The organism is Enterococcus gallinarum, from assembly GCF_021496385.1.
In the GTDB taxonomy this organism is placed as follows: domain Bacteria; phylum Bacillota; class Bacilli; order Lactobacillales; family Enterococcaceae; genus Enterococcus_D; species Enterococcus_D gallinarum.
This window is the reverse complement of record NZ_CP050816.1, coordinates 2,409,450-2,429,009: the sequence shown is the minus strand read 5'-3', so window position 1 is coordinate 2,429,009 and position 19,560 is coordinate 2,409,450. Positions and strand designations below refer to the sequence as shown.

General features: G+C 40.4%; 23 protein-coding genes. 22 read left to right on the top strand and 1 reads right to left on the bottom strand.

Annotation, left to right across the window (positions count from 1 at the left end; all coding sequences use genetic code 11):
* Positions 1-95 precede the first annotated feature (95 nt).
* The 13 genes from HED61_RS12005 (at position 96) to HED61_RS11945 (ending at position 9,967) form a co-directional block, all read left to right on the top strand.
* Positions 96-935, top strand: a complete 840-nt coding sequence (locus HED61_RS12005; protein WP_005471269.1) for a transporter substrate-binding domain-containing protein — start codon at positions 96-98, stop codon at positions 933-935.
* Positions 936-952: 17 nt separating this feature from the next.
* The gene (locus HED61_RS12000) at positions 953-1,642 is read left to right on the top strand and encodes an amino acid ABC transporter permease (protein WP_005471270.1); all 690 of its coding nucleotides are present in this window, start codon (positions 953-955) and stop codon (positions 1,640-1,642) included.
* Between the two features lie 11 nt (positions 1,643-1,653).
* On the top strand, positions 1,654-2,385 hold the full coding sequence (locus HED61_RS11995) for an amino acid ABC transporter ATP-binding protein (RefSeq protein WP_003126356.1): 732 nt from the start codon (positions 1,654-1,656) through the stop codon (positions 2,383-2,385).
* Between the two features lie 422 nt (positions 2,386-2,807).
* Complete coding sequence (locus tag HED61_RS11990) at positions 2,808-3,332, top strand: YqeG family HAD IIIA-type phosphatase (RefSeq protein WP_003126357.1); 525 nt, start codon at positions 2,808-2,810, stop codon at positions 3,330-3,332.
* A gap of 2 nt (positions 3,333-3,334) precedes the next feature.
* Positions 3,335-4,447, top strand: a complete 1,113-nt coding sequence (gene yqeH, locus HED61_RS11985; RefSeq protein WP_003126358.1) for a ribosome biogenesis GTPase YqeH — start codon at positions 3,335-3,337, stop codon at positions 4,445-4,447.
* Between the two features lie 16 nt (positions 4,448-4,463).
* Complete coding sequence (gene yhbY / locus HED61_RS11980; protein WP_060813376.1) at positions 4,464-4,775, top strand: ribosome assembly RNA-binding protein YhbY; 312 nt, start codon at positions 4,464-4,466, stop codon at positions 4,773-4,775.
* Positions 4,776-4,787: 12 nt separating this feature from the next.
* Positions 4,788-5,426 (top strand): nicotinate-nucleotide adenylyltransferase, encoded by a 639-nt coding sequence (locus HED61_RS11975; RefSeq protein WP_003126360.1) that lies wholly within the window; start codon positions 4,788-4,790, stop codon positions 5,424-5,426.
* The gene (yqeK, locus tag HED61_RS11970) at positions 5,419-6,003 is read left to right on the top strand and encodes a bis(5'-nucleosyl)-tetraphosphatase (symmetrical) YqeK (RefSeq protein WP_003126361.1); all 585 of its coding nucleotides are present in this window, start codon (positions 5,419-5,421) and stop codon (positions 6,001-6,003) included. The genes HED61_RS11975 and yqeK overlap by 8 nt, the downstream gene beginning before the upstream one ends.
* Before the next feature lie 27 nt (positions 6,004-6,030).
* On the top strand, positions 6,031-6,372 hold the full coding sequence (gene rsfS, locus HED61_RS11965; protein ID WP_071870132.1) for a ribosome silencing factor: 342 nt from the start codon (positions 6,031-6,033) through the stop codon (positions 6,370-6,372).
* A gap of 2 nt (positions 6,373-6,374) precedes the next feature.
* On the top strand, positions 6,375-7,106 hold the full coding sequence (locus tag HED61_RS11960) for a class I SAM-dependent DNA methyltransferase (RefSeq protein WP_021149847.1): 732 nt from the start codon (positions 6,375-6,377) through the stop codon (positions 7,104-7,106).
* A 69-nt stretch (positions 7,107-7,175) separates the two neighbouring features.
* Positions 7,176-8,339 (top strand): nucleotidyltransferase, encoded by a 1,164-nt coding sequence (locus HED61_RS11955; protein ID WP_156247440.1) that lies wholly within the window; start codon positions 7,176-7,178, stop codon positions 8,337-8,339.
* A gap of 80 nt (positions 8,340-8,419) precedes the next feature.
* On the top strand, positions 8,420-9,145 hold the full coding sequence (locus tag HED61_RS11950; RefSeq protein WP_003126366.1) for a YebC/PmpR family DNA-binding transcriptional regulator: 726 nt from the start codon (positions 8,420-8,422) through the stop codon (positions 9,143-9,145).
* 162 nt (positions 9,146-9,307) lie between these two features.
* Positions 9,308-9,967, top strand: a complete 660-nt coding sequence (locus tag HED61_RS11945; protein ID WP_081132191.1) for a hypothetical protein — start codon at positions 9,308-9,310, stop codon at positions 9,965-9,967.
* 153 nt (positions 9,968-10,120) lie between these two features.
* On the opposite strand, the gene helD is transcribed toward HED61_RS11945, so the two are convergent.
* Complete coding sequence (gene helD, locus HED61_RS11940; RefSeq protein ID WP_195957176.1) at positions 10,121-12,385, bottom strand: RNA polymerase recycling motor HelD; 2,265 nt, start codon at positions 12,383-12,385, stop codon at positions 10,121-10,123.
* A gap of 136 nt (positions 12,386-12,521) precedes the next feature.
* Here helD and HED61_RS11935 point away from each other — a divergent pair, with 136 nt between their 5' ends.
* The 9 genes from HED61_RS11935 (at position 12,522) to HED61_RS11895 (ending at position 19,559) form a co-directional block, all read left to right on the top strand.
* Complete coding sequence (locus HED61_RS11935; RefSeq protein WP_195957177.1) at positions 12,522-13,385, top strand: aminoglycoside 6-adenylyltransferase; 864 nt, start codon at positions 12,522-12,524, stop codon at positions 13,383-13,385.
* Between the two features lie 125 nt (positions 13,386-13,510).
* Positions 13,511-13,687, top strand: coding sequence for a 2-hydroxymuconate tautomerase (locus tag HED61_RS11930; protein ID WP_005471289.1), 177 nt, complete (start codon positions 13,511-13,513; stop codon positions 13,685-13,687).
* Between the two features lie 322 nt (positions 13,688-14,009).
* Positions 14,010-15,950 (top strand): threonine--tRNA ligase, encoded by a 1,941-nt coding sequence (gene thrS / locus HED61_RS11925; RefSeq protein ID WP_195957178.1) that lies wholly within the window; start codon positions 14,010-14,012, stop codon positions 15,948-15,950.
* 307 nt (positions 15,951-16,257) lie between these two features.
* Entirely contained in the window at positions 16,258-16,674 is a 417-nt protein-coding gene (locus tag HED61_RS11920) for a DUF4234 domain-containing protein (protein WP_003126374.1), read from the top strand.
* The gene (locus HED61_RS11915; protein ID WP_034704326.1) at positions 16,659-17,012 is read left to right on the top strand and encodes a DUF2752 domain-containing protein; all 354 of its coding nucleotides are present in this window, start codon (positions 16,659-16,661) and stop codon (positions 17,010-17,012) included. Before HED61_RS11920 ends, HED61_RS11915 begins: the two co-directional genes overlap by 16 nt.
* A 246-nt stretch (positions 17,013-17,258) precedes the next feature.
* On the top strand, positions 17,259-17,732 hold the full coding sequence (gene rimP / locus HED61_RS11910; protein WP_003126376.1) for a ribosome maturation factor RimP: 474 nt from the start codon (positions 17,259-17,261) through the stop codon (positions 17,730-17,732).
* Positions 17,733-17,753: 21 nt separating this feature from the next.
* Positions 17,754-18,950 (top strand): transcription termination factor NusA, encoded by a 1,197-nt coding sequence (gene nusA, locus HED61_RS11905; protein ID WP_003126377.1) that lies wholly within the window; start codon positions 17,754-17,756, stop codon positions 18,948-18,950.
* Positions 18,951-18,967: 17 nt separating this feature from the next.
* Complete coding sequence (gene rnpM / locus HED61_RS11900; protein WP_003126378.1) at positions 18,968-19,264, top strand: RNase P modulator RnpM; 297 nt, start codon at positions 18,968-18,970, stop codon at positions 19,262-19,264.
* Positions 19,257-19,559, top strand: a complete 303-nt coding sequence (locus HED61_RS11895) for a YlxQ-related RNA-binding protein (protein WP_005471295.1) — start codon at positions 19,257-19,259, stop codon at positions 19,557-19,559. The genes rnpM and HED61_RS11895 overlap by 8 nt, the downstream gene beginning before the upstream one ends.
* Position 19,560 lies beyond the last annotated feature (1 nt).

Genomic DNA, 19,560 nt, shown 5'->3' with positions numbered 1-19,560 from the left:
GTTTGAAATTCAATAACATTGTGGTATTATGTATATATTCTGAATAAAGATGGGAATATATGCATAATTATTTATTTTATAAGGGGAGAAAACAAATGAAGAAATTGATGAGTGGATTTATAACAGTTGCTGCTTTATTAACTTTAGCTGCATGTGGGAATGGTGGATCATCAAGCACTGATTCGTCAAAAAAAGGAGATCAAAATCAGCTAGAAGCTATCAAGTCTGCTGGTGTATTAAATGTAGCGACATCAGCTGATTTTGCACCTTTTGAGTTCCATGCTTTGATTGATGGCAAAGACCAAATCGTCGGCGCGGACATTGATCTGGTAAATGAAATCGCCAAAGAATTAGGCGTCAAAGTCAATGTAATGGATTTGGAGTTCAATGCTGTTCTAACTGCATTGAGCCAAGGAAAAGCGGATATTGCGGTTTCTGGGATCTCAGCAACTGATGAAAGAAAACAAACATTTGATTTTACTGACAACTACTTTACACCTGAACAAAAAATCGTGATCAAAAAGGACAATACGGATGCATTGTCTGCAATCGATGACTTTTCAGGAAAGAAGGTAGGCGCCCAAAAAGGATCGATCCAAGAGGCTGTGGTTCAAAACCAATTAGCTGACTCACAATTGGTTTCGATTGCGAAAGTGCCTAACTTGATCAATGAATTGAAACAAGGATCGATCGATGGGCTAGTACTTGAAAGTGCCGTTGCAGACTCATATGTTGCTCAAAATGATGATTTGGCAGTGGCTGACATTGCTTTGGAAGCTTCACCAGATGATTCTTATGCTATCGCTCTACCAAAAGGCAGCACAGAATTAAAAGATGAATTGAACCGTATTTTGAAAGAATTGAATGATAAAGGGACAATTAATGAATACGTTCAAAAGAATACAGACTTAGCCAACGAAAATGCGGCTGAATAGATCGGAGTAGTAAATTTATGGATTTTTCCTTCTTGTCGACTTATTATCCTTACTTTATCTCAGGGGTATTGATTACGATTGTCATCTCCATTATTACAGTGATCCTAGGCACCATCCTCGGAATCACCTTTGCATTGATGAAGTTATCAAAAGTAAAACCATTACGCTGGATCGCTAATACGTATATCGAAGTGTTACGGGGAACACCGATGCTGGTTCAGATATTGATTGCATTTGGGTTGTTGCAGGGGCTGTTCTCACTGCCGACGATTTCGTTTGGTGTGTTGAATCTTGACTTTGGACGACTATTTCCAGGGATTATCGCCCTTTCATTGAACTCAGGGGCTTACGTTGCTGAAATCGTTCGTGGTGGTATCAATGCAGTCGATTTTGGTCAATCAGAAGCAGCTGGTTCGCTAGGATTGCGTCCTGCACAAGCGATGCGGTATGTTATTTTACCTCAAGCTTTGCGTAATATCTTGCCTCCTCTAGGTAACGAGTTCATTGTTTTGATCAAAGACTCTTCTTTGTTATCTACTATCGGTATCTACGAATTGATGAATAGCGCACAAATTGTTGTGACAAGTTCGTATCAGCCATTAACTCCTTTATATGTTGCCGCTGTAATTTACTTTATTTTAACGTTTACCACCTCCCGCTTGTTGAATCTATGGGAGAAAAAACTCGGCAAAGGTTACCGGCGATAGGAGGAAAAAAGATGGATACAATGATCAAAGTAAAGAATTTACACAAAACATTTGGAACAAATCAGGTGCTTAAAGGTATCAATACTGAAATCAAAAAAGGTGAGGTCGTTGTTGTAATTGGACCTTCCGGATCGGGAAAGAGTACTTTTTTACGCTGCTTGAATTTGTTAGAAGAACCAACAAGCGGCAATATTTACTTTAAAGGGACGGACATTACTGACAAAAAAAATGATATTTATCAAATGCGGGAAAAATTAGGCATGGTTTTTCAAAACTTTAACCTCTTCCCCAATCTGACAGTAATGGATAATATTACATTGTCGCCAATCAAAGTAAAAAAAATGTCTAAAGAAGACGCTCGGAAAATCGGAGAGAAACTGTTGACTGACGTAGGGTTGCCGGATAAAGCAAAAGCTTATCCCCAAAGCTTATCCGGAGGACAAATGCAACGGATCGCTATTGCTCGCGCATTGGCGATGCAGCCAGAAGTGATGTTGTTTGACGAACCGACATCGGCGTTAGACCCGGAAATGGTCGGTGAGGTATTGAGTGTCATGCAGCGTTTGGCTCAAGAAGGGATGACGATGGTGATCGTTACCCATGAAATGGGATTTGCCAAAGAGGTTGGCGACCGCGTTCTTTTCATGGACCAAGGGGTCATTATGGAAGAGGGGACTCCTGCTCAAATATTTGATGCACCGCAAAATCCGCGGACAATCGATTTTCTGGCAAAAGTCTTATGATCTTTTTTAGACCATGAAGTTGGTTAGTGTGATGTGCGTTCATATCGGTCAAGATGAAAAACAATGAATTGTCTGAACGATTCTTGAGGAAGGAAGCTGCCGAAGTAATCTGCATTGATTGCTCACTCCTCTGATCGTTCGGCTTTTTTATTTTTTAAAGAAAGTAGCAGTGGATGATCCGTTGCTTTTTTCAACTAGATGAAAATCTGTTGCTGAGAGTTGTAGCTCAGTCTAGTATTTCACACGATTCTATTGTATAATTACAGGTTGAAAGTAGCATTATAAGTAGGATGCCTTTAAATAATCATCAGTGACCCTGTGGGGACTGATTGACGACTTGTCAGCTGACAAGCTGTTTTTATCTAGACGTGTCAACAAATTGACTATTTTTGTCACATGAATAAAAGAATCAAGGAGAATCTATGTTTTCAAAATTTAAACCGACTTGGATGGTCGATGCCATCTATCAGATCACTCCCCATCAACTTAAGAAGCAAGGCATCAAAGCTGTTCTAACTGACCTTGATAATACCCTGATTGCTTGGAATGATCCTGACGGTAGTGAAGAGCTAAAAAATTGGTTGTTAGAAATGAAGAATGCGGGAATCCCGGTGATTGTCGTTTCAAACAATAATAGTGAACGGGTCGCACGGGCAGTGGCGCCCTTTGGTTTGCAATACGTCCATCGAGCATTGAAACCTTTTTCTCGTGGCATCAAGCAAGGATACCGCCAACTCGGCTTGCAAAAAGAAGATGTTGTGATGATCGGTGACCAAATCATGACCGACATTCAAGGTGCTAATCGAGCAGGGGTCCGTAGTATCTTAGTGAAGCCGATCATTAATACGGATTCATGGAAAACACAATTCAACCGTTTGCTGGAGCGAAGAATTATGAAGTATTTATTGAAACACAATCCAGAAATGAAATGGCGAGGTGGAATTTGATAATGAATGAAGAAATGATTCATTGTATTGGCTGTGGCGCGCTGATCCAGACAGAAAATCCAACAGAGCTTGGTTATACACCGCTCTCTGCATTAGAGAAAGGGTTAGAAACCGGAGAAGTCTATTGCCAACGCTGTTTCCGCTTGCGACATTACAATGAAATCCAAGATGTCTCGCTGACAGACGATGATTTTCTGCGTTTACTGAACGAACTCGGTCAAAAAGATGCATTAATCGTAAATGTAGTGGATATCTTTGATTTTAACGGTTCGTTGATTCCAGGACTTCATCGTTTTGTGGGAGACAATCCTGTGTTGCTAGTGGGCAATAAAGTGGATATCTTGCCAAAGTCATTGAAGAAATCAAAAATGACCCAATGGATGAGAGAGCGTGCCCATGAAGCAGGGCTGCGTCCAATCGATGTTTTATTGACAAGTGCAAAAAAAGCCGCCGAAATGACTGAATTGTTACAGGCGATCGATCATTATCGAGAAGGTCGAGATGTCTATGTGGTAGGTGTTACGAATGTTGGTAAGTCGACATTGATCAATCAAATCATCAAACAGACGGCTGGAGTCCAAGAATTGATTACTACTTCTCGTTTTCCAGGGACAACCCTTGATAAAATCGAAATTCCTCTCGACGACGGTCACTTTTTGATCGACACTCCAGGGATCATCCACCGACATCAGATGGCTCATTACCTTGGAAAGAAAGATTTAAAAATCGTGGCGCCGAATAAGGAAATCAAACCGAAAAGCTACCAATTGAATGCTGGCCAAACACTCTTTTTCGGAGGAGTGGCACGTTTTGACTTTATTCAAGGAGAGCGCAGCTCATTCATTGCTTATGTAGCAAATGATGTGGTGCTGCATCGCACGAAGTTAGAAAAAGCTGATGCCTTTTATCAAAAACATGTTGGTGGTCTTTTACAACCGCCTCGTCCTGATGAGTTAGCTGATTTTCCGGAGTTAGTTCGCTTTGAATTTTCGATCAAAGAAAAAACAGATATTGTTTTTGCAGGTTTAGGATGGATCACAGTCACAAAACCAGGAGTTGTTGCTGGTTGGGCACCCAAAGGCGTTGATGTGATCAAACGGAAAGCATTAATTTAAAGGAAGAAGGCAGAACATGGAATTACGAGGAAAACAAAAGCGGTTTTTACGCAGTGAAGCGCATCATTTAACACCGATTTTTCAGATTGGCAAAGGCGGGTTGAATGAGGCAATGATCAATCAAATCGAAGAAGCGCTAGAAAAAAGAGAATTGATCAAGGTATCTTTATTGCAAAATACCGACGAAGTGGCGGAGGACGCTGCTGCAGCAATCAGTGAAGCGATTCAATGCGAGGTTGTTCAAATCATTGGACGCGTGATTGTGTTATTCAAACCATCTACAAAAGAAAAATATCAAAAAATCTCTGTAAACGTACGTTCATTATAGGAGTGATTTGACATGCAAGGAAATTCGTTTGGCAAAGTTCAGACCTTATATACAACAGAAGCGGCTTATCAAGCGCCTAAAAAACAAGTGGGCATACTGGGGGGGAATTTCAACCCCGTTCACTATACCCACTTGGTCATGGGTGAAGAAGTTGGGCAAGCTTTGGGCTTGGATAAAGTCTATTTTATGCCTGAGTATCTTCCGCCGCATGTCGATGAAAAAAAGACGATCCCGGCTGCTCACCGACTGGCAATGTTACAGTTAGCGATTGCGGATAATCCCCGATTTGCGATTGAAGACATTGAATTGAAACGCAAAGGGAAAAGCTATACTTTTGATACAATGAAGGAACTGACTGAAAAGAACCCTGATACAAGTTATTACTTTATTATTGGCGGCGACATGGTACAATACTTGCCGAAGTGGCATCGGATTGATGAATTGATGGAGTTGGTCACCTTCGTCGGGGTTCGTCGTCCTAGTTATCCCGTTGAAACACCCTATCCGATCATTTGGATCGATGTGCCTTTGATGGATATCAGCTCCACAATAATTCGTAAGAAAGTGCAACAAGGATGCTCGATTCGCTACTTATTGCCGGAAAATGTGTTAAACTATATTCAAGAAAAGGGGCTGTATCTGGATGAATAGCCAACAGTATACGCCTGCTGAACGCGAATTATTGATGCAGGAAGTACAAATGCATATGAGCCAAAAACGATTTCAGCATGTACTAGGTGTGGAAAAAACGGCTGTCGCATTGGCTGAAAAATTCGGTGCTTCACCGGAAAAAGCCAGTATCGCTGCGCTGACTCATGATTATGCCAAAGAGCGTCCAGATGAAGAATTCCAGCTTGTCATTCGGCGAGATGGTTTTGATCTGGAATTGCTCAATTGGAGCAATGCTATTTGGCATGGTATTGTGGGAGCCGATTTTGTTCAGCGAGAGTTAGGCATCGATGACGAAGAGATCCTACAAGCCATTCGTATCCATACGACTGGCGCTGCAGAAATGAGTTTGTTGGATAAGATCATTTACGTTGCCGATTATATCGAACCTGGTCGATCATTTCCTGGTGTGAAAGAAGCCCGTGAATTAGCTATGATTGATCTTGACGCTGCAGTAGCTTACGAAACGAAACATACATTGCTTTATTTGATTGAAAAGGAAGCACCAATTTATCCCAAGACGATTGAAACATACAATCATTGGGTCGCAAACCATTAGGAGGGAATTACCATAGATAGCCAGAGAATTTTAGAAATTGCTGTTAAAGCAGCAGATTCAAAACATGCCGAAGATATTATGGCATTAGACGTTCGTGAAATTTCATTATTAGCCGATTACTTTGTGATTTGTTCAGGGAACAGTGAAAGACAAATCAATGCCATCATTGATGAAGTTCTTGACAAAGAAGAAGAAAACCAAGTGGAGGTTCGCCGTGTTGAAGGAAAAGATGGTGGTAAATGGGTCTTGATTGATCTTGGTGATGTCATCGTTCACGTTTTCAACGCTTCAGAACGTGCGTTTTATAATTTAGAAAAATTATGGTCAGATGCACCGCTTGTTGATCTGAATGAATGGGTCGTGGCTTAATAATGGCCTACGAAACATTTGCTTTTGTCTATGACGAAGTAATGGATTCCAGTCTCTATCAAAAGTGGCTGGATTTTTCTTGCCGTCATTTAGGTGAAAAAAAACAAATCATGGAACTAGCCTGCGGAACAGGTGCATTAGCAGTAGAATTCGCAAAAGCGGGTTTTGATGTAACCGGCTTAGACCTTTCAGAAGAAATGTTGATGATCGCCAGTCAGCGGGCGGAACAAGAGGATACGCCCATCCAATTGGTAGAAGGGGACATGCTGGATCTGACAGATGTGGGAACCTACGAAGCGATCACTTGTTACTCTGACTCAATCTGTTATATGGAAGATGAACAAAGTGTCCAACAAGTTTTCGATGGGGTTTATAACAGCTTGCGTGACGACGGGGTATTTATGTTCGATGTACACTCAACGTACCAGATCGATGAAGTATTCCCTGATTACAGCTACCACTATCAAACAGATGAGTTTGCCTTTCTCTGGGAAAGTTACCAAGGAGAAGTTCCTCACAGCATTGAACATTTTTTGACTTTTTTTGTGCAAAATGAGGATGGAACTTTCCAACGAATGGATGAACTACACCGAGAACGCACCTATTCGCTTGAAAGTTATCAGCGGATGTTAGAAAATGCTGGCTTCTCTGAAATCGAAATGTATGCAGACTTTATTGATAGTCCGCCAAATGAAAAGAGCCGTCGTTGGTTCTTTGTCTGCCGCAAGCTTTGATTGTTTGCGGTTTTTTTTAGATTAAAAAGAACTTAAATTTTTTTGCTGATGGGAGAAAGGAGTGGAGAAATGCAAGCATGCGGTATTGTTGTAGAGTATAATCCTTTTCATAATGGCCATGAATTTCATGTCCAGCAAGCTAGAAAAGCATCTGGAGCGGATGTTGTTGTGGCGGTGATGAGTGGCAACTTTTTGCAGCGAGGAGAACCGGCAATCGTTGACAAATGGCAGCGTGCTCGAGCTGCACTCGAAAACGGCGTGGATCTAATTGTAGAATTACCGCCGGCTTGGTCAGTTCAATCAGCTGATTTCTTTGCAAAAGGAGCAATTAGAATTCTGCAATCATTGGATTGCTCCTTTTTATGTTTTGGAACGGACGCTCCCGAACCGTTTGATTATGAAGCATTTGCGCATTTTGAGCAAAACAATCAAGAAGTCATCGACCAGTTTTTTCAAGAGAATGCTTCTGAGAACCAAACCTATACACAAAAAATGCATGCGGCTTTTGCAGCAGTCTATCCAGACTTTTTGGCAGAGGCTCATTTGCCTAATCACATATTGGGCATGCGCTATGCTCGTGAAACGTGTCAGTATCCATCACCAATGAAACTGTTGCCGATTTCAAGGAAACAAGCGGCCTATCACTCACAAGAATTGTCTGGTGGGATGATTGCCAGTGCGACGGCTATTCGCAAAGCTGTGAAGGCAGGTCAAGAGATTAAAGGGTACGTTCCTGAAAGTGTAAGAAATGATTTATTAGACCAAACGATTGATTGGGAGTTTTTTTGGCCATTGTTGCAGTACCAACTTATCGCAACCCCTCTTGAACAATTGCGAACCCGGTATCAAGTGACCGAAGGATTAGAATATCGGATCAAAGATTGTTTACACGCCACTTCTTTTGCGGAATTTATGGCACTTCTGAAAACAAAACGGTATACTAGAACTAGACTTCAGCGGTTGATGTGTTATCTATTGTTTCAAGCAACCAGTGAAGAAGTCCAACAAGCGCAAAAGAATACCGGGATTCGTATTTTGGGGTTTACAACAGCAGGTCAAACTTATTTAAAGCAAGTTAAAAAGAAGACAGACCTGCCGCTCATTTCTAAATTTGGCAAAAAGGAAAGCGAGCGTTTTGGGTATTCTTTACGGGTAGATCAAATCTATCAGTTGGCATCACCACAGATTGTAGAACAAAATTTTGGTCGTTCCCCTATTTTTCTAAAGAATTGAACTGAAATTACTTCACAGAACAGGAAATCACAAGTATAATGATTAAGGAATTTTGATTATAAAGAAAGCGAAGTGAAATTATGGGTCGTAAATGGGCAAATATCGTAGCAAAGAAAACTGCTAAGGATGCAAACAATAGCCGAGTTTATGCAAAATTTGGAATCGAAATCTACGCGGCAGCAAAATCAGGTGATCCTGATCCTCATGCGAACCAAAAATTGCGCTTTGTTATTGAACGTGCAAAAACATACAATGTACCAAAACACATCATTGACCGAGCAATTGAGAAAGCAAAAGGTTCAGGGGATGAACAATACTCCGAATTGCGTTATGAAGGGTTCGGACCAAATGGTTCAATGGTTATCGTCGATACATTGACGAATAATGTTAACCGTACAGCAGCAGACGTACGAGCAGCTTTTGGTAAAAATGGCGGAAACATGGGTGTTTCTGGCGCGGTTGCTTACATGTTTGATAATACGGCATTATTTGGTTTTTCTGGTACGGATGCAGATGACATCTTAGAATACTTGATGGAAAAAGACATCGACGTGCGCGATGTTCTTGAAGAAGATGGTCAAATCATCGTCCATGGAGAACCTAGTGATTTTCATGTGATTCAAGAAGCTTTAAAAGAAAAAGGAATTACTGAGTTTTCAATTGCTGAGATGCAAATGATTCCTCAAAATGAAGTCACTTTGACTGGAGAAGATCTTGAAAAATTTGAAAAAATGATCGATGCACTAGAAGACTTAGAAGATGTCCAAAACGTTTATCATAATGTAGCAGACAGCGAAGAAGAATAAAAGTAAGACATCCTTGAAAGTTTATCTGTGCTTTCGGGGGTGTTTTTTTACTTTCATTTTTATCGTTTTCAAAAAACAAAGGGGTATTTCTTTTGGTTTAATCGCTTTTTTTATGTTATTATTTAAGTAATTAGCAGTATGAGCAAGAAGGGAGCGGCAGAGTTGGAAGAAAAAATCGTTTTAGAGCCTTTTGATCGGATTTTAAGCGGATACGATAAATTAGCAGAAGTATCTGTCTCAGTTTCTGATTGTTCTGCACTGTGCCGCAAATACAAAAAATACGGTGTAGAGGGATACCGTTTGGGCGGCTTTCGTGGAGCCACCTATTTGAATCGTTACTTGAATGTGACGGTAGATCGTGCGCCTTTACTGATTTATAAACGGAATTTTTTGATTCCGCTGGTTTTTCGAGTATCGGAAGCGTCCCAACGCTTATTTTTGGACAATTATCGGATGGAAGGCTTTTTCTTGTTGTTAGAGTGGCTGCTGCATCATCGTCCAGAAAAAGCAATCATTGATTTTCAGAAAAGTAGTCAAATTGATCCTGAAAGGGAATATGTGATCGACAGTTCTTATATTGCTTTTCGTTTAACAGAAATTCTAGATGGTTCCGGTTTTCCCCTCAGTCACTTTACAGATGTCGAACAATTTATGGAATGGAACCGGATCTATCGATTGATCGACAATGGCAGTATTGGAAAACATAGTAAAATCTTTGATCCTGACAATGAAGAAAATGTTTCAGAACTTCAGATGATTTTGACGATTGTCGCGATGAAATATCCAGAAACGAGACTCTTTATCGGTGAATTGAAGGGGTGATTGAACCCTGTAAAAAAATGACAAAACAAATACCGATCAAACAAGGCTTTTGTCGAGAAGAATATTGTTTGATTGATGATTTATCGCTAAGCAAAAACGAGAGCAAGGGATTGTCCGCTTGCTCTCGTTTTTTTGATGCATCAATCGCTTTCCTTAAAGCAATTGTAATGCGTAGGTTGCGGGATCAGCTTTCTCTAGCAATTGATTGGTGTTATTTTGCAAAACAATCAATTGGTGCATGGCACGGGTCGCCATGGTATAGAAGATCAATTGATCTTGCTCCGTCACAAAAGAAGTCCCATACGTCCATAAGAATACTTGATCAAATTCCAACCCTTTAGCTAAAAAGGCTGGAAAAATCATGATTTTACGTTTCATAAAATCTTCCTCTGAAGTAATTAATTGAACTTGATCCTGCATCTCTTCAGAGAGCTGGGCATAAAGCGCTCGGCAGTCGGCAGCTGTCTTACAGATGATAGCTGTGCGCCAGTGTGACTGTGATTTGGTTAATGCTTGCTGCAAGTAGTCCAGACCAACTGTTTCGTTCTCGGTTTGAATGACTTGAGGGAGAGCCCCTTCGCGTGCTGTCAATTCAACTTGATCGGAACCAGTTAAGAATTGGTTGGCAAAATCCGTGATTTCTTTCGTTGAACGATAGCTGGTTTTTAATTGATACCGAGTCACGCTGTCAGCAGGAAACAACTCTTCCAACGAACCAACGATCGTTTCATTACCGTAGACCTTTTGATTTAAATCACCACATAAAGTAATTCCGGCTTTAGGATATAATTGACGTAAGAGAGCCACTTGAGCAGGCGGGAAATCCTGCATCTCATCAATGAAAATAAACCGTGCTTTTTCATCCACATAGATTGGGTAAAGTTGTTTGATCAGCAAAAAGAATAGCACGGCATCTTCTTGGGTCAATTGGCGTTGCCGCAGACCTTCTCGCAGAAGTCGGAGATGTTGTTGCCAATCTTCGTCACGGATCGCTTGATCGTCTAACAACGTCTTAGAAACTGCCTGTAAGAAATGTAAATACTGCTTGGTTTGGTTGATAAACTGGTATTGTTTGACACCACGAGTTAGTGAGCGAAATTTTTTCTTAACGATTTGCTGCCGGATTTGCTTACGCAATCGGCGTTCATTTTCTTCGGTGTACTCCTGATAAGGATCTTTGGCAAAATGTTGCTGCAACTGCTCTTCGGTTGCTTCTTTGACCCAATCTTTTTTGGCCTCATCTTTTTCAAGACCACCGATTTTTTTCAGTAATTTTGTTTGTAATAATTGACTCCGTTGATACAAAGGAAGCTCTTGATTTGTTTCTTGATACCAACGACGGATTTGTTCTTTCGTAATGTATGTCTGTCCTTGAATTTTTAAATCACGAAATAACGGACCGATCGCAGAAATCTTCTGTACGTATCGTTGAATCAATTTGACAAGTTTCAGACTGCTTTTGATCTTTTCAATCCGATCGTCTGCTCCTGATAAGAAAGTTTCTTCTAGCTGTGTTTCTTTTGTGATTTGGAAATTGGGCAGAGCTCTTTGGATGAAATGGTGGAACGTACGTGTTGGCACTTCACTTTCCCCAAGAGAAGGCAAGACCATTGAAATATAATCGGAAAATAAATGATTGGGAGAGAAAAGCAAGACTTGTTCTTCATCCAGCCATTTGCGGTTGCGATAAAGCAAGAACGCCACCCGTTGCAACAGTGCCGATGTTTTACCACTGCCGGCAATTCCTTCAATCAGCATGAACTTGCTAGTAGTATCACGAATGATCTGATTTTGTGCTTTTTGGATCGTTGAGACAATATTTTTCATTTGAGAAGAAGAGGCTTCGTCTAAAATCTCCAGCAAAAACTCATCATTGATGATTTCTGACGTGTCCACCATAGACAAAATCTGGCCTTCTTGAATTTTGAATTGACGCTTCAGCAACAACTCAACTGTAAAGCGATCGGTTTCTGTTTCATAAAACGTTTCGCCTAATTCTCCTTCGTAATATAAATTTGCGATAGGTGCCCGCCAATCGATGACAATTGTTTCTTCTTGCTGATCCCTTAAAGAGGCGATCCCTAGATAAAGTGTTTCTTTTTCTTGTTCTTCCTGAAAATCAATTCGGGCAAAATAAGGATTGCTAGCCATTGTTTCCAATGTTTTGACCCTTTTCTCTTGAGATTCCGCTGTTCGATATTTTAACAGCAATTCTTGCTCGTGTTGCTGATATTCAACAACAGATTCGTAAAAAGCTTCGCTGTCACCACCACGAATCTTCTTTTCGGAAATCTCTTTTAACTGATCCTCCATTTTTGTAGCCAAGTCCGCTTTTTGCTGCGCTAAGACCATTTGTTCTCTTCGAATCAATGCGATCGTATCATCGACATGTAGTTGTTCTTTTTGACGTTCGTTCACAAGGAATCCTCCTTAAAAAAATTGCGACATAAAATTATAGCATATAATCTTTGCAAATGTCGTCTGAAAAATCGTTCTATGGTAAAATTTAAGTATGCTTTTGAGATCAATTGGATCAAAGAAAGGGAGGATACCTGTGCGGAATGAAGCTGAAATGCTAGCAGTGATTTTACGAGTTGGTCAAAAAATAGGTGTCCAAGCAATCGCAATCTCTGGGTCCCGGCGAGAACCTAATGCAATAAGCGATCGGTTTCAAGATTATGATATCGTTTATATTGTTGACAATATGCAAGAACTAATAGCAGAACCTAGCTGGCTGGAAGAATTCGGACAGATCATGATCATGCAGACACCAGAAAGTTCTGTGCTTTCGAAACCCTCTTTGGGAGGACGTTTTACATTCTTGATGCATTTTGAAGATGGCAATCGCATAGACTTGATGCTTTGCCCGGTTGAATTGATCCATTTGTTGCAAGCTGAACCCTTTCTTGAGCGTCTCTATGATCCAAAAGAACTTCTGCAGGGAATGACAGTTCCTGATGCCTCTATCTTTTGGATTAAACCACCGACAGAAAAAGCGTTTCATGACAGTTGTAACGAATTTTGGTGGGTAGCGACTTATGTCGTCAAAGGGCTTGTCAGAAATCAGCTTTTCTATGCCGCCGACCATTTGTACCAAATTTGCTGGCAAGAGTTGCTTCGGCAATATGACTGGTATCTAGCGCATCAAGCAGACTATCGTCTCAGTACCGGAAAGAACCATAAATATCTTCAAAATTATTTATCAGAAGAAGAGTATGAGCGGTTGACGGCACTTTGTTTTTCATCTGTTGAAACTTGCGGCGAATCATTATGGAAAATCGTTCAACTATTTGATGAGATTGCTCGTTATGTAAGCAGACAACACCAATTTTTGTACCATGAAGAGGAAGCCAGTAAGGTGATGAAGTATGTTCAAAAATGGCATTCGAGAAATTGGCGTGAAGATCCAGCCAAATGAAATGGAAGAATCTTTAGATTGTCAGAAACGCTTATTCTTGATAAGGGACAGTCATTCGATAATAGAGCAGGTTATTGCAGAGCATAATTAAGAAGCGTATACTAATGAACAGAGGAGTGATGACTATGCCATTTATTCATGTAGAATTAGTAGAAGGCCGATCGCAAGAACAATTGACCAATATGATGAAAGAAATCACTGAAGCAGTCCACAAAAATACTGGGGCACCTAAAGAACATATTCATGTCATTATCAACGAAATGAAAAAAGGACAGTATGCAGTTAATGGTGATTGGAAATAATTTACTTGATTTTTTAAGCAGATAGTGGTTAAATGAAGCCATAATTGATTGATGAAAAAGACACCTGAATTTGAGAGTCTTCGATAAGAGAGGGAAATCACGGCTGAAAATTTCCTGGAAGAAAACCAATGGATGACCACTTTTTCAAACCTTTGTTGAAACAAAGGCGGTCGTACCGTTATCCCGTCAAAGAAATACAGCGTTGTTGTATTTGAAATTAGGTGGAACCACGAAATCTTCGTCCTAGTATCGTTATCTGATACTAGGACTTTTTTTGGTTCGAATCATTCATTGATCAAATAAATCAGTAGGGGGAAAACAAATGACACTAACAATTACATTCCCAGATGGGGCGAAAAAAGAATTTGCAGTTGGCATCACAACAAAAGAAATTGCTGAAGGAATCTCTAAAAGTTTAGCGAAAAAAGCCTTAGCAGGAAAGGTCAATGGTCAGTTGATTGATCTTGATCGAGGGATTGAAGAGGATGCACAAATCGAAATCGTCACACCGGATCATGAGGATGCTTTAGGCTTGGTTCGCCATTCAGCAGCTCACTTAATGGCTCAGGCGATGCGTCGCCTTTATCCAAACATTCATTTTGGCGTGGGACCAGCTATCGATACAGGATTCTATTATGATACAGATAATGGAGAAAGCCCTGTAACTGCCGAAGATTTACCAGCAATTGAAGCAGAAATGATGAAAATCGTGAAAGAAAATCTACCGATCGAACGTCGTGTATTATCGAAAAAAGAAGCTTTAGAACTATTTGCTGAAGATCCATATAAAGTAGAATTGATCAGTGAACTACCAGAAGATGAAACGATTACTGCCTATCAACAAGGAGAGTTTGTTGATCTATGCCGCGGGCCTCACGTGCCATCAACAGGACGGATTCAAGTGTTCAAACTTTTATCTGTGGCAGGAGCTTACTGGCGTGGAAATTCAAATAACCAAATGATGCAACGGGTCTATGGAACAGCGTTCTTTGACAAAAAAGAGTTGAAAGATTTCATTCGTTTACGAGAAGAAGCCAAAGAGCGGGATCACCGCAAGCTAGGGAAAGAGTTAGACTTATTCATGCTCTCTCCAGAAGTTGGTGCTGGTCTACCATTTTGGTTGCCAAAAGGTGCAACCATTCGTCGTACCATTGAACGCTACATCGTGGACAAGGAAGTAAGCTTGGGTTACCAACACGTTTATACACCAATCATGGCCAATGTTGATCTTTATAAGACTTCAGGACACTGGGATCATTATCATGAAGATATGTTTCCGCCAATGGACATGGGAGATGGGGAAATGCTCGTTCTTCGTCCAATGAATTGCCCCCATCATATGATGGTCTACAAAAACGATATTCACTCTTATCGTGAATTACCGATTCGAATCGCTGAATTAGGGATGATGCACCGTTACGAAAAATCTGGCGCTCTTTCTGGGTTGCAACGGGTTCGGGAAATGACTCTAAATGATGGACATACATTTGTTCGTCCTGATCAAATCAAAGATGAATTCAAACGGACTTTGGATTTGATGGTTGAAGTCTATAAAGATTTCAATGTAACAGATTACCGCTTCCGTTTAAGCTATCGTGATCCAGAAAACAAAGATAAATACTTTGATGATGATGCGATGTGGGAAAATGCCCAAACCATGCTGAAAGCAGCGATGGATGAATTGAATTTGGATTATTTCGAAGCAGAAGGGGAAGCAGCGTTCTATGGTCCAAAATTAGACGTTCAAGTAAAAACTGCTTTGGGCATGGAAGAAACGCTTTCCACGATCCAATTAGATTTCTTATTACCAGAACGTTTCGACTTAACTTATGTTGGTGAAGATGGTGAAAATACACATCGTCCCGTCGTGATCCATCGCGGGATCGTTTCAACAATGGAACGTTTCGTTGCCTACTTAACAGAAGTTTACAAAGGCGCATTTCCAACTTGGTTGGCACCGATCCAAGCAACGATCATTCCTGTTTCAGTCGATGCACACAGCGATTATGCTTATGAGATCAAAGAACGTCTTCAATCACAAGGTTTACGTGTGGAAGTGGACGATCGCAATGAAAAAATGGGCTACAAAATTCGCGCATCACAAATGCAAAAAATTCCTTATCAGTTAGTTGTCGGAGATCAAGAAGTCAAAGATGCAACTGTCAATATTCGTCGTTACGGCAGCAAAGAAACGAACGTTGAAGAACTAAATATCTTTGTTGATGCAATGGCAGCAGAAGTAAAAAATTATAGTCGCGCATAAATAAATTAAAAGGATTGTAATAAAAGGATTGTAATAAAAGGTTTGTAATAGAAGCAAAAAATGAGACTATCCGAATGACAGTGGGAAAAAAGTGTTTGTCCAGCTGGCGTTATTACTGGTGACTAGTTGGAGATTAACAGCATCCCCAATGTCCTTCAGAGGTTTCGTTTATTAAAAAGCTTAGATTACATCCTTTTTTTTCATTATTATTGAAATAAATTTCCTTTAAAAGGACTTTCTACTTTTTTGGATTGGTGTATAATTGGAAGAAAAGTAAAAAGATTCAATCTTTTAGAAGGAGTAACCGATGTATCAAAATTATCAATCCAAGAAAAAGTCCATTTTAATGGTGATTTTACTAACTATTATTACTTGCGGCATCTATTCACTTTTCTGGCTATACCAAACCACGCAAGATTTGACAGAATATAGTGAAGATTATCGCCTTACCCCAGGCATGTCTGTGTTGTTGACGATCATTACTTGCGGGTTGTACCAAATTTATTGGTGGTATCGAATCGCGGACATTTTTATCACTGCACAGGAAAAAACGAAATTTCCACGTATCAATGATAATAAAGTGTTGTTTGTTGTCTTAGCGATTTTTGGTTTGGACATTATCAATATGGCAATTTTACAATCGGATATGAATCAAGTGTGGGAGTCTGCAGATTCTGCAAGCCAATCAGTTACTCAAGACACTGATGATTGGACCGATTATTAATGTGTCCGTTTAAACTGCTGACGGGGGTTCCTTGCCCTGGATGTGGAATGACTCGCGCCTATTTGCATCTTTTTGAAGGTGACATACAAGGCGCTTTTTATTTTCATCCACTTTTTTGGCTCATTCCTTTGCTAGTGCTACTTGTCATTTTCTGGAAAAAGCCCATGGTTCAGCGTATCAATCAAAATCGCTACTTTTGGCTTGGACTGATGATTGCTGTTCTGGGCGTTTATGGCTACCGCATGTGGCACTTTTTTCCTGATCAAGCGCCGATGGACTTTGATCCGAAAGCTTTGCTTCCACAAGTCATCACGAAGCTTGTCGCCTTCATTGCTTGAATCAAGAAAGACAGCTGCCTATTTTGAGATAGAGGGAACAAGGAAGTATTCTGAAGGAAGAAATCTTAAGAAATAGGATGTAAAATTTTCAGAAAAAGCCACAAAATGCTAGGATACTTGAATTTGTTAGTAAACTATGTTATATTTACATAGTAATGATACTTAGAGTGAGTGAGCGGTTTTTTCGCTCACTCTTTTTAATGGAATGAAGTTCGTTTCGTTGAGAAATAAAGGAGGCGATGTCGTGTGAGTACAGTGGTGGAAACTGTCACAACAATTGTGACCCCCATTCTGGAAGCGCAAAATTTTGAATTAGTTGAGGTAGAATTTGTTAAGGAAGGAAAAAGCTGGTTTCTAAGGGTGTTTATTGACAAAGAGGGCGGAATCGATATTGAAGAATGTGCCTTTGTCAGTGAACAACTGAGTGATAAATTGGATGCCTGTGATCCAGATCCGATCCCACAAGCCTATTTCTTAGAGGTATCCTCGCCTGGTGCTGAACGCCCCCTCAAAAAAGAAGAGGACTATCACCGTGCAGTTGGAGAATATATCCATCTTTCCTTGTATCAGCCGGTGGAAGGCGAAAAACAATTTGAAGGCTTTTTGCAGTCCTTTGATGAAGAACAACTAGTCATTAAGATTCGAATCAAAACAAGAGAAAAAGAACTAACGATCGAACGGAAAAATATTGCCAAAGCTCGTTTAGCAATCCAATTTTAAACACGGAGGAATGGAAGAATCATGAGTAAAGAAATGTTAAATGCACTTGATGCATTGGAAGCAGAAAAAGGCATTTCAAAAGAGATCGTCATTGACGCATTGGAAGCCGCGTTAGTGTCAGCGTACAAACGTCATTATGGTCAAGCGCAAAATGTAGAAGTTGAATTTGACCAGAAAAAAGGCAATATTCACGTTTATGCAGTCAAAGAAGTGACCGAAGAAGTAATGGACTCTCAATTGGAAGTGTCTTTGAAAGAAGCCATGACGATCAATCCTGCTTACGAGATTGGCGATAAGATCCGTTTCGAAGTGACCCCGAAAGATTTTGGCCGGATAGCTGCTCAAACAGCAAAACAGGTCATTTTGCAACGGGTGCGCGAGGCAGAACGGACAATCATCTACAATGAATTCAGTGCCTATGAAAAAGATATCCTGCAAGGGATCGTTGAACGTCAGGACAATCGCTATATCTATGTGAACCTTGGAAAAATCGAAGCAGTATTATCAAAACAAGATCAAATGCCAAATGAATTCTATCAACCTCACGATCGGATCAAAGTATTTGTTTCTCGGGTCGAAAATACTTCGAAAGGGCCTCAAGTTTTTGTAAGCCGTAGTCATCCTGATTTATTACGCCGTTTATTTGAACAAGAAGTACCGGAAGTTTATGATGGTACAGTTGAAATCGTCAGCATTGCCAGAGAAGCAGGAGACCGCTCTAAAGTAGCTGTGCGCTCATTTGATGCTAATGTCGATCCTGTCGGAACTTGTGTTGGTCCAAAGGGACAACGGGTTCAAGCAATCGTCAATGAATTAAAAGGTGAGAACATGGATATTGTTGAGTGGAATGATGATCCAGCGGTATTTATTGCAAATGCATTGAATCCAGCAGAAGTGACTGATGTTATTTTTGATGTGGATAATCCGAAAGCTTGTACGGTGGTCGTACCTGATTATCAGCTATCGCTTGCCATTGGTAAACGAGGACAAAATGCCCGTTTGGCTGCGAAATTGACTGGCTTTAAGATCGATATCAAATCGGAGTCAGACATGGAAGAATTTTATGCAAAATTAGAAGAAGGCGCCTATATCGATGAAGGCGAGGCTGTTGAAAGTCAAGAAAGCACTATCGAAGATAATGAGTCTCACGACGAAATGATCATTGCTTCTGATATGACGGCAGACGATTACGAAAACATGGATTTTGACGAAAAATAAGTCAAGGAGAGATCGCGATGAAAAAACGAAAAATTCCTTTACGAAAATCTGTTGTTTCAGGGGAAATGATTCCCAAAAAAGAAATGCTGCGCATCACCCGTTCGAAAGAAGGAACCGTTGCGATCGATCCATCCGGCAAGATGCCGGGTCGAGGAGCGTACATCGCTATCGAACCAGAGGAAGCGCAATTAGCTTGGGATAAGCGGATCTTGGATAGAGTATTAGAGACGAAATTGTCAGATGAATTTTATCAAGAACTCTTAGACTATGTGACGCATCAAAAAGCCCGAAGAGAGTTATTTGCAAATGAATAAACAAAAAGCATTGAATATGTTAGGACTAGCCATGCGTGCTGGGAAATTGATCACTGGCGAAGAGATGACGTTAAAAGAGATTCGTCAACAACGAGCAGCTCTCGTACTTGTCGCTAGTGACGCTGGTAAAAATACACAAAAGAAAATAAAGGACAAAAGTTCTTATTATGAAATTCCGCTCCTAGATACATTTTCTGCCGATGAAATCAGTTCAGCTATTGGCAAACCGCGAATGGTGGTGGGCATTCTAGATGCAGGATTTGCAAAGAAGGTGCAGGAATTAATATTAGGTTAGG

Bases quoted from the DNA above. Each gene is read 5' to 3' on its own strand.
- rnpM (WP_003126378.1), top strand. From the start codon at position 18,968: ATGAAAAAACGAAAAATTCCTTTACGAAAATCTGTTGTTTCAGGGGAA.
- HED61_RS11995 (WP_003126356.1), top strand. From the start codon at position 1,654: ATGGATACAATGATCAAAGTAAAGAATTTACACAAAACATTTGGAACA.
- HED61_RS11920 (WP_003126374.1), top strand. From the start codon at position 16,258: ATGTATCAAAATTATCAATCCAAGAAAAAGTCCATTTTAATGGTGATT.
- HED61_RS11975 (WP_003126360.1), top strand. From the start codon at position 4,788: ATGCAAGGAAATTCGTTTGGCAAAGTTCAGACCTTATATACAACAGAA.
- HED61_RS11895 (WP_005471295.1), top strand. From the start codon at position 19,257: ATGAATAAACAAAAAGCATTGAATATGTTAGGACTAGCCATGCGTGCT.
- HED61_RS11990 (WP_003126357.1), top strand. From the start codon at position 2,808: ATGTTTTCAAAATTTAAACCGACTTGGATGGTCGATGCCATCTATCAG.
- nusA (WP_003126377.1), top strand. From the start codon at position 17,754: ATGAGTAAAGAAATGTTAAATGCACTTGATGCATTGGAAGCAGAAAAA.
- HED61_RS11960 (WP_021149847.1), top strand. From the start codon at position 6,375: ATGGCCTACGAAACATTTGCTTTTGTCTATGACGAAGTAATGGATTCC.
- thrS (WP_195957178.1), top strand. From the start codon at position 14,010: ATGACACTAACAATTACATTCCCAGATGGGGCGAAAAAAGAATTTGCA.
- yqeK (WP_003126361.1), top strand. From the start codon at position 5,419: ATGAATAGCCAACAGTATACGCCTGCTGAACGCGAATTATTGATGCAG.
- HED61_RS11955 (WP_156247440.1), top strand. From the start codon at position 7,176: ATGCAAGCATGCGGTATTGTTGTAGAGTATAATCCTTTTCATAATGGC.
- HED61_RS11930 (WP_005471289.1), top strand. From the start codon at position 13,511: ATGCCATTTATTCATGTAGAATTAGTAGAAGGCCGATCGCAAGAACAA.
- yhbY (WP_060813376.1), top strand. From the start codon at position 4,464: ATGGAATTACGAGGAAAACAAAAGCGGTTTTTACGCAGTGAAGCGCAT.
- HED61_RS12005 (WP_005471269.1), top strand. From the start codon at position 96: ATGAAGAAATTGATGAGTGGATTTATAACAGTTGCTGCTTTATTAACT.
- HED61_RS12000 (WP_005471270.1), top strand. From the start codon at position 953: ATGGATTTTTCCTTCTTGTCGACTTATTATCCTTACTTTATCTCAGGG.
- yqeH (WP_003126358.1), top strand. From the start codon at position 3,335: ATGAATGAAGAAATGATTCATTGTATTGGCTGTGGCGCGCTGATCCAG.
- HED61_RS11950 (WP_003126366.1), top strand. From the start codon at position 8,420: ATGGGTCGTAAATGGGCAAATATCGTAGCAAAGAAAACTGCTAAGGAT.